The organism is Microbacterium sp. R86528 (assembly GCF_044596335.1).
Classification (GTDB): Bacteria; Actinomycetota; Actinomycetes; order Actinomycetales; family Microbacteriaceae; genus Microbacterium; species Microbacterium marmarense.
Window position 1 is genome coordinate 1,721,136 of record NZ_CP138996.1, and the last position, 16,870, is coordinate 1,738,005.

The window sequence follows — 16,870 nt, forward strand, 5'->3', positions numbered from 1 at the left end:
CACACCGCGACTACCTCCCGCGACCCGGTCATACAAGAACCGCCTACCGCAGCTCATCGAGCTGGCGGTAGGCGGTTCTTGTATGCTGCGGCGTTAGGCGCCCTTGAGTCGATCGGCGAGGTACGCCTCGAGCGCGTCGAGCGGAATGCGCTCCTGAGCCATCGTGTCGCGGTCGCGCACGGTGACGGCATTGTCGTCAAGCGAGTCGAAGTCGACCGTCACGCACAATGGCGTGCCAACCTCGTCTTGGCGGCGGTAGCGGCGACCGATTGCGCCAGCATCGTCGAAGTCGATGTTCCACCCGCGGTTGCGGAGTGTATCGGCGACCTCACGCGCGAGCGGTGACAGGCGTTCGTTGCGACTCAGTGGCAGCACGGCGACCTTCACCGGTGCGAGGCGCGGGTCAAGGCGTAACACTGTGCGGGTGTCGGCACCGCCCTTTGCGTTCGGCACTGATTCCTCGTCGTATGCGTCAACCAAGAACGCCATCATCGCTCGGGTGAGGCCGAACGATGGCTCGATGACATAGGGAATGTACTTCTCGCCCGATGCCTGGTCGAAGTAGGTGAGGCTCTGCCCCGACGCTTCGGTGTGACTGCCGAGGTCGTAATCGGTGCGATTGGCGACGCCCATAAGTTCGCCCCACTCTTTGCCCGTGAATCCGAAACGGTATTCCACGTCGATCGTGCCCGTTGAGTAGTGTGCCCGGTCGTCTTCTGGAACGTCGAAGCGGCGCATATTGTCGGGGTTCACGCCGAGGTCAACGAACCAGTTCCAGCAGGCTTCGACCCAGTGATCAAACCACTCATCTGCTTCGGCAGGAGGAGTGAAGAACTCGATCTCCATCTGCTCGAACTCGCGGGTGCGAAAAATGAAGTTTCCTGGGGTGATCTCGTTTCGGAACGCCTTTCCTACCTGGCCGATGCCGAATGGCGGCTTCTTCCGCGACGCGGTGAGCACGTTTGAGAAGTTGACGAAGATGCCCTGCGCGGTCTCGGGGCGAAGGTAGTGCAGCCCCGACTCGTCGTCGACGACACCGAGGTAGCTCTTGACCAAGCCTGAGAACGCCTTCGGCTCGGTGTACTGGCCTTTGTTGCCGCAGTTGGGGCACGGAATGTCAGCGAGTCCGTTCTCAGCCTTGCGACCCTTGCGCGCTTCGAAATCTTCGATCAGGTTGTCAGCGCGAAAGCGCTTGTGGCACTGCAAGCATTCAACGAGCGGATCGGTGAAGGTCGCGACGTGGCCGGAGGCCTCCCAGACCCGCTTGGGAAGAATGATCGATGAGTCGAGGCCGACCATGTCACCGCGCCCGCGCACAAACGTCTGCCACCACTGTCGGCGGATGTTCTCTTTCAGTTCGGTACCGAGTGGACCGTAGTCCCACGCGGAGCGCGAACCTCCATAGATCTCACCGGCTTGAAACACGAAACCGCGGTGTCGGGCTAGGGCAATGACTTTGTCGAGGCGGGACTGTTCGGCCATGGTGGCTCCAATGGTCGGGAGAGGAGAGTGCGAAATCGCAGGATGCTGATGAGCATCAGCATCCACCAATTCTAGGTGAGAGCGGCTGAGTGACCAGTCAGCAAGCATCGGCATATCGTAGGCTGGCCCACGGCCGCGACAGCGGTCGACGGGGGGACCGAATACACATGGCAGAACTGCTCTACCGGCTCGGCAAAGTTTCGGCCCGGCGCGCGTGGCTGGTAATCGTCAGCTGGGTGGCCGTTCTCGCGCTCGCGGGCGTGGCCTTTGCGGTCGGCTATAGCAGCCTCGCCACGAGCTTCGATGTGCCTGACACCGCTTCGGGTGAGGTCATTGATCAGCTCAGCGAGCAGCTTCCTGACTTTGCTGGTGCGAGCGCGACCGTGGTTTTTCACAGTGAAAGCGGCGAGGAATTCACCGCAGAACAGCAAGCTGAGATCAGTGAACTGGCGGCCGGCGCAGCAGATCTGGCAGGCGTCGCTGAAGTCAACGACCCGTTCCTGTCAGAACAAGAACGAGCAGACCGCGAGCAAGCCATCGATGACAGCCGCGCTGAGATCGCAGATGGCCAGGCCCGGATCGACGACGGACAAGCTCAGCTCGATGCCGGAATCTCCCAACTCGACGACGCACAGGCGCAACTCAACGCAGGTCAGGCAGAGCTGACTGCGGCCCGAGAAGAGGCTGAATCTGACGACGCGTCAGAGGCCGAAATCGCGGCGCTCGATGCCGAGCAGGCGCAGCTCGACGCCGAGCAGGCTGAGATCGATGCCACGCGCGCCGAAATCGCCGCGCAGCAGTTGGCCCTCGACGGGCAGCAAGACGCGCTCACCGATGGCTCAGAACAGCTCGAAACCGGCGCCGCGCTTGTTGATCTCGCCTCGGCCATCAGCGTTGTCTCAGATGACGGCGCAACCGCACTCGTCACGGTCGCGTTCGACGATCCCCAGCTCGAGCTATCGCCCGAAACGAAGACCAGCGTCATCGACTATTTTGAGGCCACGCCCATTGAGGGCGTCGAAGTGGCGTTTTCTGCCACTCTCGCCCAGTCGGTCCCCTCGCTCGTCGGTCCCGGCGAGATCGCCGGTGTGGTCGTTGCCGGCGTCATTCTGCTGATCATGCTCGGCACGGTGATCGCCGCCGCGATGCCGCTCGTCACCGCCCTGGTTGGCGTTGCGATCTCAGTGCTCGCGGCTCTGTCGTTCTCGGGCGTCGTCGACATGTCATCGGTGACCCCGGTGCTCGGCATCATGCTGGGGCTCGCGGTCGGCATCGACTATTCGCTGTTCATCATCAACCGCCATCGCAAGCAGCTGCTTGAGGGCGCCGAGGTGAGTGAGTCGATCGGACTGGCCAATGGCACCGCAGGCAACGCGGTCACATTTGCTGGCTCAACCGTCATCATCGCCCTGCTCGCGCTGAACATCACCGGCATTCCGTTCCTCGGTCTGATGGGCACCGTCGGAGCGTTCGCTGTGCTAGTCGCGGTCGTGATCGCCGTCACGCTCACGCCAGCGCTGCTCAGCCTGGCGGGCATGCGCGTGCTCACCCGCAGGGCACGCGCTCGCGTGGGACGCGTGCACCACGAAGACACGAACGCAAAGCCGATGAAAACCTGGCGAGCGTTGCTGACTGCCGCGGGGGCGATCGTCTTGCTCGTGGTGATCGCGATTCCTTCACTGTCAATGCGGGTTGGACTGCCCGACGGTTCGAGCGAGCCCGAGGACTCCTCCGCTTATCGCGCACACACCCTGACTGTAGAAGCGTTCGGCGAAGGCGCAACCGGCCCATTGCTGGTTACCGCAGAACTTCCCGGTGGTCAGGATGAAGAAGAGCAGCTGCAGGCGCAGCTCGACATCGCCACCACGATCTCAGAGGTGGACTCGGTTGTCGCCGTCGCGCCGATCGCGGTGTCAGATGACGGCACGCTCGCCGCGTTCCAGGTGCTGCCCGCTGAAGGACCGAACTCAGAGTCAACCGAACGGCTCGTGCGAGATCTTCGTGAGCTGCCTCCCGTCGATGACGAATATCCGCTGGGCGTCGCCGGTCAAGCAGCTATCGATATCGACATCTCTGAGAATCTCTCAAGCGTGCTGCCGCTGTATATCTCTGTGGTCGTTGGTCTGTCGCTCCTCATCATGATCGTGGTCTTCCGGTCTCTGCTGGTGCCGATCATCGCGACCGGCGGCTTCATCCTGTCGCTGTTCGCCACCTATGGCGCGACGGTTGCGGTGTTCCAGTGGGGCTGGGGCGCCGAGCTGATCGGCGTGCACAGCACCGGCCCGATTCTGAGCTTCTTGCCGGTCATTCTGGTCGGAATTCTCTTCGGCCTCGCAATGGACTACCAGCTGTTCCTCTCGACGGGCATGCGTGAGGCTTACGTGCACGGAGCCCCTGCTCGCCTGGCAGTGATGCGTGGGCTGCGTGCGGGGCGCGCTGTGGTCACGGCAGCCGGGCTCATCATGGTGGCGGTGTTCGGCGGATTCATCTTCGCCGACTCGACCATGATTCGCTCGATTGGGTTCGGGCTCGCGTTCGGCATTCTGATCGACGCTTTTGTGGTTCGGATGCTGCTGATGCCGGCGCTGATGCATCTGCTCGGCCGCTCGGCATGGTGGCTGCCGAAGTGGCTCGACCACATCATTCCGAACGTCGACGTCGAAGGTGCAGCGCTCGAGCGCGCCCACCACGCGCCCTGGGTTGACGAAGACGCCAGCGACGCTGAAGACGGCACCGCCGCGGGCAGCGGCCACGCTGGCGAGGGACTGATCCTGGCCGAAAGCGAGTCAGTACGCGCGACGATCGCTGTCGAGCCGGCCGCTCCGCTCACCCGCCGTCAGCTTCGAGAACGCGGTGGGTCGTAGCGGTCGGTCGTCACCCCTCGACGGGCGACACCGTGTATGACAGACCCGATTCGCCTTCTGCATCGAACGACCCCAGAGTGACGAGCCACTTGTCGTTCTGCAACGCCCAGATCTTCATCTCGCCCATGTCGCTCTCTGACACGACCTCGTAGCCGTCCCCGATCAGCGAGTCGGCGAAGGCGGAAACCTGGTCGAGACTGTCGATGGCGTAGGTCAGTTGGTACGAGCCCGCAGCGGCGAAAGACGCCATCAGCTCCCCCGGTGGGAGCGGCACGTCAGAGGGGAAGCTATCGGGAACGCTCGCGCCTGCGCCAGCATCAACGTCGAAGTCGACGTCGCCGCCCGCCGCTTCTTCAACAACCTGTTCGATTCCGTCTTGAATCCCACCCTGCACCAGCTGCTCGAGCGGGTTGGCGCACCCGGTGATCACCAGCGCCGATGCCCCCAGCACCGATGCGGCCACAAATAGACGAACTCTCATCGTTTTCCCCCATGTCAGACACTCCCCCCGAGTGTTTACACGAGCAGTCTCACGCACCAGGCCGCCGCCCGCAAGGGGGGCACCGCAATCCGTGGCAGCAGCTGAACGTCAGCTCACAAAACGAATGGTGAGCGGATAGGTGTACCACTCACCCTTGTTTGCCTTGACTGCGGCAATGATGCAGAACACCAGATTGAGAATCGGCAGCGCGATCAATATGACGAACCCGACGAGCGCGATGATCAGAAGCGCGCCGACGATGTAGCCGATCACCATCGTGAGCTGAAAGTTGAGTGCCGCCGCGGTGTGCTCACGCACAAAGGGGCCGCGGTCTTTCATCATCAGATAAGTGATGAGCGGAACAATCCAACCGAAGAACAAGGCTCCGATGTGGGTGAGTGTCGACCACATTTTCTCGTCATCGGGGCTCATCGACGGTTGCGCTGCTGCATAGCCAGGCTGCTGCTGCGCGTCTGCAGGCTGCGCTGGCGGTGAGTAGGCGGGCTGCGAATAGCCCGCGTGCGGAGAGCCAGTTGGGGGCTGCGGCGGCACATACGGCGATGGTGTCGACATTCGCCCAGCCTACTTCGCACCAGCGCGATGCACAGCGCCGCATCCGGATTCTCAGGCCGTGACGACCTCACGCGCCACCGTGAAGTCTTCGAGGGCAGCGTGATCGATGTGCACGCCAAGACCATGTCCGGTCGGTACGCGAACGTGGCCGTCCTCAAGCACGACGGGCTCGGTCACGATGTCGCGCGTGTAGAAGCGATCAGACGCAGAGATGTCTCCCGGCAACTCGAATCCGGGTAGGGCGGCGAGCGCAGCGTTTGCGGCGCGGCCGATTCCGGTTTCTAGCATTCCGCCACACCAGACCGGAATGCCGGCACTTCGACAGAGGTCATGAATCTTCACCGCTTCGAGATAGCCACCGACTCGGCCTGCTTTGATGTTGATGATGGATGCTGCGCCAAGCGCCAGGGCGTCCATCGCCGCCTTGTGCGACACGATGGATTCGTCAAGACAGACCGGTGTCTTCAACTGACGCGCGAGGGTGGCGTGATCGACGATGTCGTCTTCTTGCAGCGGCTGCTCCACGAGCAGCAGGTCGAACTGATCGAGCTGAGCAAGAGTCTCAACGTCAGCGAGGGTGTACGCGGAGTTCGCATCGACTTGGAACGGAATGGTTCCGAATGCTTCGCGAACGGCAGCCGTATCGGCGATGTCTCGGCCCGGTTTGATCTTGATCTTGATGCGCACGTAGCCTTCGTCGAGGTAGCCGGCGACGGCATCGACGAGGGCCTGCGGGTCACGCTGGATTCCCACCGAGACTCCGGACGGAACCAGCTCGCGCTCTGCACCGATGTACTCGCCGAATGACCGGCCCTCGGTGCGAAGCGCAGCATCCAGTATTGAAAGCTCGAGCCCTGCCTTGACCATCCGATGCCCTTTGAAGGGTTCGAGAATGGTGGGGACTTCTTCTGGAGCGAAAGTGCGCTTGGCGAGCAACGCCGGAATGAGCCAGCGACGGGCGACATCCCAGGCGCTGTGCGTGTACTCACTCGAGTACAGCGGCGCCTCGCTGGTGACGATCTCGCCCCACCCCTCGCCGTCTGCCGTAACGGCGCGAGCGACGATCACCTCGCGCACGTGTTCGGTGCCGAAGGACGTCGTGAACGGTGACACGAGCGGCAAGTGAAGCACTCGTAATTCGACAGATTCGAGGCAGATGGGCACGGACGGGCGAGCGATCGGCATAGCGCCAGGCTACGCCCCACCGTGTGCACGAACTGCTTTGATCAGTGCGCCAAGCGGTCGAACCGCGGCGGTTGCGGGAACAAACCGGGCGAAATGTACGTCGCACGGCGGGGGTGCCGGCCTAGTTTGCGTGGGCGAGCATTTCGACGCGCACGAGCCTCTTGACGGGTCGCTGTAGGCAGTGATTTGCGAATCAGATCGATGACTTCGCGCATGGTGGCAGTCCCTTCGCGGTGGACCGAACGCGGTGGCGGTCGGCACAGGCTAAGAGGCCGTTGCCAGCTGGGTGATACCAATCATGCTGAAGAGCCGCCCTTAGTCGTGAAACCTCTCACGCGGCGAACCGTCAAACAATTTTGGGTGGCGTCAGCGACGCACCACGAGGTAACCGCGCTCGTCGTCGAATCCGCCGATCACGAGGCCGTCCTGGAGCAAACCGACGAACTCCTCGCGCACCCGAAATCGCCAATCCGCTGCCGCAACAGGATCTTCGCGACGGAGCCTTTCGATGTCGCGTGGGATCGGGATCGTCGTCACGACGCGATCATCGGCGGGCGTCGGCACCGGCGGCGATGCCAATGCCCACGACACCATGATTCGATCGGTTTCATCACCACGATTGACGCCGTCGTCCATAGCGCCGTAGTGATCCACAAGATATTCAGTGACACGTGCCCCGAGAGTGCGCAGGTTGAAGTGCGCATTGCGCGCCACGAGCGGGTCGAAGGTCCATGTGATCTGACCGACCTGCCTGGCAAGCGCCCACTCGCGCTGATGCTGTTTGAGCGCCCGGCCGAGTCCGAGACCCTGCAGACCGGGGAGGACCCCGGTTATGTGCGAGTGCATCGAGCGTTCACCGGGCGCTGCGAAAAATGCCACCGAGGCGCCGATCATGCGGCCTTCGTCATAGAGACCCACCGCATAGTTGCCCGAATGCGCGAGCGCGCGCAGCAGGTTCGGCGGCATTCCACCTCGGTCGCCGCCCCAGACGTCGGCAAGTACCTGAGAAGCGGTGTGCACTTCGTCGACGGCTTCGAGCGGAAGAATCTGGATGCCCATGAAACCAGTGTGCACCTACGCGTGCGCGGCTACGCCACCCATGATGACGTGCTCGGCGAATAGGCCCGGCCAAGCCATAACGCCGTAGGGCGTGCGGGCGACCACAATGCGACTGCCGTCGATCAGTTCGTGAAGGCGCGTTGCAGTGCGCACCGGGTGCGCAGGGTCGCCGCTCCACGCGAGAATCAGCGTCGGCGTGGCGATGCGGGCGACGGCGTCGCGGGCTGGAAAATCTGTCGCCGCCGCCCCGCGCAGCACGGTGGGCAGCAGCGCGTCTGAGATCTCGGGACCACTCTGCGGCGCATCGGCGAGGGCCGGGGGCACCGGAGCGGTATCACCGAGTTCGAGAAACGCTGAGAGGCCATGGCTCTCGATCAGCGACGCGCCTAGCCGATAGTGTTCGGCCTGTGCGACGCGCGATTTGTAGGCGGTCGGCGGCACGACGAGGGTCAGCGTGCGGAACCGCTCAGGGTCACGCACCGCCGCGTGAAGCAATGTGCCGGTTCCCATCGACGGTCCGACGCCGTGCACAGGCTCGCCAGGGGCAACGTGATCCAGCAAGTGCAACAGGTCATCGGCGAGCGCGTCCCAGCCGTAGTCTGCTTCGGCGGTCAACCCGGTGGAGCCACCGTGGCCGCGCGCGTCATAGCGCAACACCCGATGTTCGCGAAGAGCTCGCCCGAGGTCGAGGCCCATATGCGCGTCGCGAGCACGTGAAGATGTCAGTCCGTGCAGTTGTACGACAAGCGGGCCCGCATCGCCGGTGATGTCGTAGTCGATTCGCGCGTTTGAGACGTCGAATGTGGGCATGATCCTCCAGCGAGCGCTCTGCGAAATGCTGTGTAATGCGGTGCACCTAGACTACGGCGCAATGCGCTTGACAAATATCGCCCAAATGGTGCTCCCCCATGGCCGGGTGCACAGCTACGCCGTCACCACGAACGGCGCGGTCAATGGCGCCCTTCCGGTGTCGTTCGACCAGGGCCGCCACGTCGGCGAAGGCGACCGCGCAGGGTCGTGGATGGCACTCGCTGCGCGGCTTCCTGCCGATGTGACGCGCGAATCCATCGGCGACGCGTGGATGGCAGTGGTCGCGCGCCACCACACGCTGCGCACGGCCTTCTCGCTCGAAGGCGGCACCCTCGCTTTGAACCAGATCACCATCGACAGTGGTGTGTGGCATGAGCACGACGTGCCCGAAGGCGCGCCCACCCGCGACGTCGTTCGCGGCATACTCGACGCGAACTGTCGCCCGTTCGCAGCGCCGTCGCATCGCATCTGCCTCGTCGAACCCGAAGCATCAGCACTCGACCCTCGCCCTGCTCTCGTCATCGCCAGTGACCATTCACACGTCGACATGTGGTCGTTGCTGGTGCTGCTGCGCGATCTTACGATCGAGCTCGATCCCGATTCTGAGCCGATGGATGCTGCGTCGCCGTTCGCCGAGCACACCGCAGCACTCGCACAGATGCCGGCGGCGCCCACGGTCGTCACGGAACGTTGGCATGAGCTTCTGGCAGCCGGGGATGACCTGATGCCCGTCTTTCCGCTATCTCTCGGGGATGTATCGACCGCACGGCACGAGGTCGTTGAAGTACGAGATGTGCTTGACAGTGCGGGAGTGCGGCGTTTCACCGCGCGTGCCGATGCGAACAGAGTTCGACTGATCTCGCTCGCTGTCAGCCTTATCACGACAGTGACTCGCGAGATGACGGGTGAACCACTGCGGGCGGTGTTTCCCGTGCACAGCAGACACGACGTTCGATGGCATGACTCAGTGGGCTGGTTCATCACCAATGCCATCCTTGAGTGCCACGACCCCGACTCTGCAACGGCGGCGGTGAAAGAGGCCATCACGCTCGGTTCGTACCCACTTGCGCCGATCCTCGAGCCATACGGCGGCATGCCTGCAACACCCGGTATGTTCGCGTTCTCGTGGCTCGACACACGTCGGCTGCCTGTGCAGGTATCGCCCGAGTACGAAGTGCAGTACGTGTCGGCGGTGGTGCCCACCGATGGCGTGATGATCTGGTTCATCGTCAACGACACCGGGCTCCACTTGCGTTGTCGCTATCCCGATACTCCCGAAGCACGCGCGAACGTGGGCGCCTGGATCGATGCCGTTCAGTCGAGCATTCACGAGGCCAGCCTTGTTGCCCTGGCGACGCCGAGGTGACAGATAGCCTGTGACGATGGGCAACCGGGACGAAGACGCACGCAAGCGCTTGACCCGAATGCCCCGACAGGGCGCGATCATTGCGGTGCTGGCGATAGCCGGCATGTCAACGTCGTTCATGTTCACGCTGGTTGTGCCGATTCAGTCAGAACTGCCCGAACTGCTGAACGCGAGCCGCGAAGACACTGCGTGGGTTGTGACATCCACTTTGCTGGCCGCCGCAGTGATGACGCCGATCTCGGGCCGGCTCGGCGACATGTATGGCAAGCGCCGCGTCGTGTTGATTCTGGTCGGTCTGCTCGTGCTCGGATCGGTGATCGCGGCACTGTCACCCGGCATCGTGTGGCTGATCATCGGGCGCACCTTGCAGGGCGCCGTCACCGGAGTGGTGCCGCTGGGAATTTCGATCTTGCGCGATGTTCTTCACGAGAGCCGAGTGAACTCCGCAATCGCTCTGATCAGCGCGACCCTCGGGGTCGGTGGCGCCCTTGGTCTTCCCCTCAGCGCGCTCATCACCGAGCGCGCCGACTGGCATTTGGTGTTCTGGCTAGCGGCAGCGCTGGGCGTGACCGTGTTCGTGCTGGTTGCTGCAATCGTGCCCGAGAGCGTGCTGCGAACAGCGGGCAAATACGACTATGTCGGCACAGCAGGTCTGGCGATTGGGCTGATCGGAATTCTGCTCGCAGTCTCGCGAGGCAACGAGTGGGGCTGGGGTGCTCCGCTCACGCTCGCGTGCGGAGCTGGCGGTCTTGTCGTGCCGCTGCTGTGGGCGTGGTACGAGTTGCGAACCGATGAGCCGCTGCTCGACCTTCGGGTGGCAGCACGCCGCCCCGTGCTCTTGACGAATATCGCGTCGATAGCGATGGGCTTCGCCCTGTTCGCTTCGAACGTTTCGTACCCGCAGATCCTCGCTCTGCCCGTCGAGGCAGGCGGATTCGGCCTCTCGCTCGTCGCGGCAAGTCTCGTCGTGATGCCTGCCGGCATAGTGATGATGATCGTGTCGCCGTTCTCGGGACATCTGGCCAGCACGATCGGGCCGAAACTGCTGCTCGCCATGGGCGCGATCGCGCTCATGGCGGCGTATGGCTTCACTCTGTTGTGGGCAACCGAGGTGTGGCAGTTGCTCGTGGCGAACCTGCTCATCGGTGTCGGAATCGGTTTCGGCTATGCCGCCATGCCCATGCTCATCATGCGGTCGGTGCCTCAATCTGAAACAGGCGCATCGAACGGCCTGAACGCGCTCTTCCGCTCGCTCGGCACAAGCATCGCGGCCGCGGTGGTGGGGGCAGTGCTGGCCACCTACTCTGTCGATATCGACGGAATCCCCGTGCCAACACCCATGGGATTCAACCTGTCATTCTGGCTCGGCCTTGCCGCAGCGCTGATCGCGCTGGTGGTGACCCTCTTCATTCCGCGCCACCGCGCCGCCTCCGAGCAGCATCCCTCGCTACCCGATTAGCACCGGGGCGTGAGCAGCGTCAGCGAGCTAGGCGGCACGCACGGGCTGACGCAGGATCGTGCGCAGCTTGGCCGACTCGACGCGACGGAAGTCGCTGAGATAGATCTCGTGATGCTTTCCGGTCATCGCGAAGCCCTGTTCGGGGATGAACCGATCGTGCATCTCAGCGAGCACGCTCGCCTCGTCGTCGAATGACCCCACATGCAGCGTCTGCACACAACGGGACTCTGCGAGCGTCTCGAGCCGCACCTCGTCGAGCTTGGCTGGCCGGTCTTTGCTGGCAACTTTCGCGACTGCCGCGTCGAACATCTCTCGGGTGATCCACTCGGGTGTCATGATCATGAGCGTCCAATCCCACTGCGTCTTATCGCGAGCTGTGGTGAACGACGACATGTCATCAGCCCACCACAATCCCTCAAGCGGCATAACGACATAGTCGCGATCGAGATCTTGCTTGCTAGCGAACTTCAGCTTGTAGGCCAATGGGTACAGAGCTCCGATCGCCGCCGAAAAGTCACCGCTCAGCGGAGCTCCGTGACCATCGATCGCGAGATACTGCATCGCCGGCACGTCGAGAACGCGAAACTCGTTCGCCCTCGCCCGGTACGAGTCGAGACTCTTCTTGAGGTCAACTTTCACACGGCAGACACTACCGACTCAGCGGCGAAGTGCTCTAGGCCACGCGCCTAAGATCAGCGCGACGCTCGACGGCAGATGGGGAGTCGAACTCGTTGAAGTCGATCGCGAGACCGGTCGACGAGTTGGCTCGCCTCGCAAAGTCCTGCAACAGCTCTTGATCCAACGGCGCCGCCACCTCTTCTTCGAAAACGAATCGCATGGGGATCGCCGGATGAATCCAGATCGTAGAGCGGCCACGCACTTGGTCAGCCCCGTGCTTCCAGGTGAATGAGAAGCTCTCTCCACGTCGCAGCTTTGATGCGAAGAGAATCTTCAGGTGACTGAGAGCGTGATCGGGGATCGTGATCGGCTCGGCGTCGTTGCCATAAAAGAGAGCGCCCATGTGAAACTCCTCGGGGGTGGTGAGAAAGCGGTTTTGTCTCGTTGTTTAAGTTACTAGACAGGCTAGCAATAAGCCTAATGAGATATGTTTAATTTATGGTGAATGACGATTCGGCGAGTCGGGGCTACTGGTATGACGCTGGTATCGATCGACAGGTCGAGCGCGGACGCCGCGTGCTCGAGGCGATGCGTGTGTATCGTGCGGCCGATGTTGCGATGCGCCGACGCACGCGCAACGAGATGGCCATGGGCGACAACGAGCTTCTCGCGCTGCGGCTGATTCTGCGTCAAGACGGCAAGGGCACCCGCACGACTCCTTCAGAAGTCGCCAGCTACTTAGGGATCACTACCGCGTCGACGACGAGTCTCCTCGACCGGCTCGAACGATCCGGCCACGTCGAGCGCCGTCCTCACCCGACCGACCGCCGCCGGGTGGTGCTTCTTCCTACTGAACGCACGAACGATGAGGTGCGCAAGACACTCGGCGACATGCACAAGCGAATGATGGATGCCACCCATGATCTGTCTGATGACGATGCAGTCGCCATCGTGCGCTTTCTTGATGCCATGACGCACGCGGTCGATCAGATTGACCGCCATGCCTAAGCGCTGGCACGACATCGAGCATCGTCTCGAACATCAGCACCCACGCTGAGCGGCGAAGACTCTTGAGCCGGCCGCTATGCGGTCGCCCCCGGCTCGGCGGCGACCTCGTCTATCGCATCGTTGCGACTCGCGTGCGCCTCGGCGCCTGACTGCGACAAATCGACGTCGCCACCCGACGCATCCGCTGCGCCGAATCCTGCAGATCGACGGGCCTGGTCATCGTGCAAGCCAAACAACCCACGCAGATTGAGATCTCGCTGCGGGAACGGAATCTCAATGCCGTTCGAAATGAGCGCATCGTGCAGGGCCCAGTTGTATGCGGCAGCGACTCCCGCAGTCCGCTTGGTTGCCTCGGGATTGAGCCAGACCACAAGTTCGAAGTTGAGCGAACTGTCACCGAACTCGGTCAGCCACACCTGCGGACTCAAGGGCCCGTCGAGATCGAGAGTGAATGGCACCGCCTCGGCAGCTTCGAGCGCTGCCTTCTTCGCGACCTCTTTGTCTGTGCCGTATGCGACGCCGAACGGCACGTGCAGGCGCCTCTTCGCATCACGGTGGGTCCAGTTGACGACGCGTCCGTTGACAAACTCGGAGTTCGGCACAAGAATGTCGATGTTGTCGTTCGTGACGATTGCGGTCGCCCGCATTTTTATGTCACGCACCTCTCCGGTGACTCCCGACTCGAGCTCGACGAAGTCGCCCACGGTCAACGACTTGTCGAGCAGCAGAACAACACCCGAGATGAAGTTGGCAAAGAGGGTTTGCAGGCCGAAGCCAAGTCCCACGCCGACCGCGCCCGCTATCAGCGAGAACTCACTGAGCGATACGCCCAAGAATGAGACTGCAACGAGCACCCCGATGACCAGCACGGTGTACATCACCAGCCGCGACAACGTGTACCAGGTTGACGAATGAACCGTGTTCTGACGACGAGAGTGCCGCAGAATCAGGTGGCGAAGCACCAGCGCCAGCACGACGGTGACAACCAAGACGCCGAGGGCGCTCAGCAGACCCGAAACGCTCATGGATGTTTCGAGAACGTCGAACGTGGGTGATTGGCGGCGGCCGAGCATGGGTAGAGCCAATCACGAAACGATGCCTGCTGCACCATAGGCTGACCACATGCCCGCGAGCGAAGAAGCCACCGACACCGACCAACGGCGCGAGGCGCAGCATCCACCCGGATCAACTCAAGCGGCAGACCGCCCGCGGCCGTTGCACACCGCGCTCGACTCAGTCTTCGAGCGCGTGCGCGCGCTCACCGACGGCGAAGTCGCCTCGTACATCCCCGAACTCGCACGCGAAGACCCCGACCAACTTGGCATCGCGCTCGCCAGCGTGCGCGGCACGACGCACGAGATGGGTGACAGTGCCGCCGAGTTCACCATTCAGTCGGTGTCAAAGCCCTTCGTGTTCGCGCTCGCTCTTGAACAGCTCGGGCTTGCCGCGGTGTCGACGCATGTCGGTCTCGAGCCCAGCGGCGAACCATTCAATGCGATCAGCCTCGAAGAAGCCTCTGGCCGCCCCCTGAACCCCATGATCAACGCAGGGGCGATCGTCACCACCTCGCTCATCACCGGGAATACCGCGGACGAGAAGTTCGACGTCATCAGCGCCGGACTGGCGGCCTTTGCCGGGCGGGATCTCGCCGTCGATGAGGCGGTGTTCGAGTCTGAAGCAGCAACCGGCGATCGCAATCGGGCCCTCGCCTACCTCGCGAGATCGGCGGGAACGCTGGCCTCAACCGCCGAAGTCGCAACTCGGGCCTACTTTCGACAGTGCGCGATGCGCGTCAACGCACGCGATCTTGCCATCATGGCTGCGACCCTGGCTGCGGGCGGAGTCAATCCGATCACACGCCAAAGAGTCGTCAGCGAAAGCGTTGCTCGCTGGACGAGCGCGGTGATGACCAGTTGCGGCATGTACGACGCCTCGGGCGAATGGCTCGTTCGTGTGGGCTTGCCCGCGAAGAGCGGCGTAGGCGGCGGCATCGTGGCGTTGCAGCCCGAGCGTTTCGGCATCGGCACCTTCAGTCCGCGACTGAACGACCGCGGCAACAGCGTTCGCGGCGTTGCCATGCTCGAAGAACTCAGCGAGCGTTTCGGGTTGCACATGCTCGAGCATCGCGCAGAGCCGCTCTCACCGATCGGCGAGGTCTCTCGCGCAAGCGAGGCTGCGGACGCTGATGTCTCAGCGCGATTGCGCGGTGACCTCAAGTTCGGTGACGCTGAGCACGTTCTAAGCGAACTGCTCCCCGAGCTTGAAACGGGCGGAGTTCTAACCCTTGACTTCGGTGGCGTCACGCGCGTTGCTGCCCCTGCCGCCCGACTCTTCCGCTGGGCTGAGGCTGGTGCTCGCCCCACAGACACCGGCGAGCCACGTCTCGTACTTCACGACCCAGAGCACGTATTGGGCGACTAGCCCCAGAGCGTCCCGTAGCTCTACTGCTGCTTCTAGGCAGCGTCCGATGCTGCGACGCCGAGATATCGTGCTTGCGCATCTGCATCATGCGCGAGCACATCAGAGGCAAGGTCTGCTGCGATGCGTCCGTTGACCATCACGAGAACGCGCGGGCACAGTTCAACCGTGAACCGCAGGTTCTGCTCAATCAGCAGCACCGCCTGTCCTTCAGCGACGAGCATACGCAGAGTAGCGGCGAGGTGATCGACGATCGCAGGCGCGAGTCCCTCACTGGGCTCGTCCATCACCAGCAGCTTCGGATCGGTCAGCAGCGCGCGCCCGATCGCAAGCATCTGCTGCTCGCCACCAGAGAGCTCGGCACCGCCGTTGCGCTTGCGCTCGGCGAGACGAGGGAAGAGCTCATAGACGTCTGAAACGCTCCACCGTCGGGAACGGGCGCCACCCACCATCGTGAGGTGTTCGTGAACAGTCAGCGATGGAAAGATACGACGGCCTTGCGGCACATAGCCGATGCCTGCTCGGTTGACCTGGGCGGGCTTTCGACCCGCGAGGTCAACTCCAGCGAACTCGACTTTGCCCGAATCGAGCGGCAACATGCCCGTGAGCGCTTGAGCGAGCGTCGACTTTCCCATGCCATTGCGGCCGACCATGCCGAGCGGTTCTGCGCCCATCTCGAAGGCCACATCTTGAAGAATATGAACGCGTCCATAGGACACATTGAGTCCTGACACAGCCAGGAGCTGCTCATGCGACGTCATCGAGGGAACCTCCGAGGTAGATCTCGCGAACTCGTTCGCTGCTGCGAATCTCGTCGGGCGTGCCCTCGAGAATCTTTTCCCCGTCGTGCATCACCACTACGCGATGCGCGACAGCCAGGGCGATGTCCATATCGTGCTCTATAAGAATGAGGCTGACCTCTGAAGGCAGCTCACGAAGAATCTGAATCAGCCGACTGCGCTCTGCGGGTGAGAAGCCCGCGGCGGGTTCATCGAGCATCAGCACCTTGGGCTGCAAGGCGAATGCCATCGCCAACTCGAGTTGGCGTTGCTCCCCGTGAGACAGGTCGGCCACAATCGCGTCGTGTACCTCGGCGAGGCCCACTCGCGCCAGCAGCCGATCGACCCGTTCCCAGCGAAGAGTGTCTCGGGTGACATGCCAGAGCATTCCGCCGGTGAACTCGCGCCCGCCGAGCGCGACGTAGACGTTCTGTGCTGCCGTCATTTGGTCGAACAACTGCGAGGTTTGAAATGTGCGCGCGATCCCCAGCCGGGCACGGTGCGCGGCAGACATCTTTGAAATGTCACGGCCGAAGTAGCTCACCGTGCCTGTCGTGGCGGGAACCGTACCGGCAATGCAGTTGAACAGAGTCGACTTGCCAGCACCGTTGGTGCCGATCACGCTGACTCGCTCACCGTCTCCCACTACCAAGTCGATCGGTCGCATTGCCTTGAGCCCGCCGTAGCTCTTGGACAATCCGGTCACCCGCAGCGCGGGGGTCTGATCCGTCATCGCCGCTCCTTTCTTCGTGTGGGTGTGAGAAGCCG

Annotated in this window: 16 protein-coding genes; 5 read left to right on the plus strand and 11 right to left on the minus strand. The window is 62.7% G+C overall.

Annotated elements, in window-relative coordinates:
- Positions 1-93: 93 nt before the first annotated feature.
- The gene (locus tag SJY18_RS07990; protein WP_337336532.1) at positions 94-1,482 is read right to left on the minus strand and encodes a glycine--tRNA ligase; all 1,389 of its coding nucleotides are present in this window, start codon (positions 1,480-1,482) and stop codon (positions 94-96) included.
- 167 nt (positions 1,483-1,649) lie between these two features.
- Here SJY18_RS07990 and SJY18_RS07995 point away from each other — a divergent pair, with 167 nt between their 5' ends.
- On the plus strand, positions 1,650-4,346 hold the full coding sequence (locus tag SJY18_RS07995) for an MMPL family transporter (RefSeq protein ID WP_396667175.1): 2,697 nt from the start codon (positions 1,650-1,652) through the stop codon (positions 4,344-4,346).
- Between the two features lie 10 nt (positions 4,347-4,356).
- On the opposite strand, the gene SJY18_RS08000 is transcribed toward SJY18_RS07995, so the two are convergent.
- The 5 genes from SJY18_RS08000 to SJY18_RS08020 all read right to left on the minus strand — a co-directional run bounded on the left by SJY18_RS08000 (position 4,357) and on the right by SJY18_RS08020 (position 8,454).
- Positions 4,357-4,827: a hypothetical protein gene (locus SJY18_RS08000; RefSeq protein ID WP_337336534.1), complete on the minus strand. Its 471-nt coding sequence runs from the start codon at positions 4,825-4,827 to the stop codon at positions 4,357-4,359.
- Positions 4,828-4,935: 108 nt separating this feature from the next.
- Positions 4,936-5,400 carry a DUF4870 domain-containing protein gene (locus SJY18_RS08005; protein WP_337336535.1) on the minus strand — a complete coding sequence of 155 codons (465 nt, stop codon included), beginning with the start codon at positions 5,398-5,400 and terminating at the stop codon, positions 4,936-4,938.
- A 51-nt stretch (positions 5,401-5,451) separates the two neighbouring features.
- Positions 5,452-6,585, minus strand: a complete 1,134-nt coding sequence (gene menC / locus SJY18_RS08010; protein ID WP_396667176.1) for an o-succinylbenzoate synthase — start codon at positions 6,583-6,585, stop codon at positions 5,452-5,454.
- Positions 6,586-6,951: 366 nt separating this feature from the next.
- Entirely contained in the window at positions 6,952-7,644 is a 693-nt protein-coding gene (locus SJY18_RS08015; RefSeq protein WP_396667177.1) for a GNAT family N-acetyltransferase, read from the minus strand.
- A 15-nt stretch (positions 7,645-7,659) separates the two neighbouring features.
- Positions 7,660-8,454, minus strand: a complete 795-nt coding sequence (locus SJY18_RS08020; protein WP_396667178.1) for an alpha/beta fold hydrolase — start codon at positions 8,452-8,454, stop codon at positions 7,660-7,662.
- A 61-nt stretch (positions 8,455-8,515) separates the two neighbouring features.
- Between SJY18_RS08020 and SJY18_RS08025 the strand changes: the two genes are divergently transcribed.
- Positions 8,516-9,820, plus strand: coding sequence for a peptide synthetase (locus tag SJY18_RS08025; RefSeq protein WP_396667179.1), 1,305 nt, complete (start codon positions 8,516-8,518; stop codon positions 9,818-9,820).
- A gap of 58 nt (positions 9,821-9,878) precedes the next feature.
- Positions 9,879-11,279, plus strand: a complete 1,401-nt coding sequence (locus SJY18_RS08030; protein WP_396668897.1) for an MFS transporter — start codon at positions 9,879-9,881, stop codon at positions 11,277-11,279.
- Between the two features lie 27 nt (positions 11,280-11,306).
- Here SJY18_RS08030 and SJY18_RS08035 read toward each other — a convergent pair whose 3' ends face one another.
- Positions 11,307-11,918 (minus strand): GyrI-like domain-containing protein, encoded by a 612-nt coding sequence (locus SJY18_RS08035; RefSeq protein WP_396667180.1) that lies wholly within the window; start codon positions 11,916-11,918, stop codon positions 11,307-11,309.
- A gap of 34 nt (positions 11,919-11,952) precedes the next feature.
- On the minus strand, positions 11,953-12,300 hold the full coding sequence (locus tag SJY18_RS08040) for a hypothetical protein (protein WP_396667181.1): 348 nt from the start codon (positions 12,298-12,300) through the stop codon (positions 11,953-11,955).
- Between the two features lie 95 nt (positions 12,301-12,395).
- On the opposite strand from SJY18_RS08040, the gene SJY18_RS08045 reads away from it, so the two are divergent.
- On the plus strand, positions 12,396-12,905 hold the full coding sequence (locus SJY18_RS08045) for a MarR family winged helix-turn-helix transcriptional regulator (RefSeq protein ID WP_396667182.1): 510 nt from the start codon (positions 12,396-12,398) through the stop codon (positions 12,903-12,905).
- Between the two features lie 74 nt (positions 12,906-12,979).
- Here the strand turns inward: SJY18_RS08045 and SJY18_RS08050 are convergent, their stop codons facing one another.
- Entirely contained in the window at positions 12,980-13,978 is a 999-nt protein-coding gene (locus SJY18_RS08050; RefSeq protein WP_337336543.1) for a mechanosensitive ion channel domain-containing protein, read from the minus strand.
- 49 nt (positions 13,979-14,027) lie between these two features.
- Here SJY18_RS08050 and glsA point away from each other — a divergent pair, with 49 nt between their 5' ends.
- Positions 14,028-15,326 (plus strand): glutaminase A, encoded by a 1,299-nt coding sequence (glsA, locus tag SJY18_RS08055; RefSeq protein ID WP_396667183.1) that lies wholly within the window; start codon positions 14,028-14,030, stop codon positions 15,324-15,326.
- Between the two features lie 32 nt (positions 15,327-15,358).
- Here glsA and SJY18_RS08060 read toward each other — a convergent pair whose 3' ends face one another.
- Complete coding sequence (locus SJY18_RS08060) at positions 15,359-16,084, minus strand: ABC transporter ATP-binding protein (RefSeq protein ID WP_396667184.1); 726 nt, start codon at positions 16,082-16,084, stop codon at positions 15,359-15,361.
- Positions 16,071-16,835: an ABC transporter ATP-binding protein gene (locus SJY18_RS08065; protein WP_396667185.1), complete on the minus strand. Its 765-nt coding sequence runs from the start codon at positions 16,833-16,835 to the stop codon at positions 16,071-16,073. The genes SJY18_RS08060 and SJY18_RS08065 overlap by 14 nt, the downstream gene beginning before the upstream one ends.
- Positions 16,836-16,870: the final 35 nt, after the last annotated feature.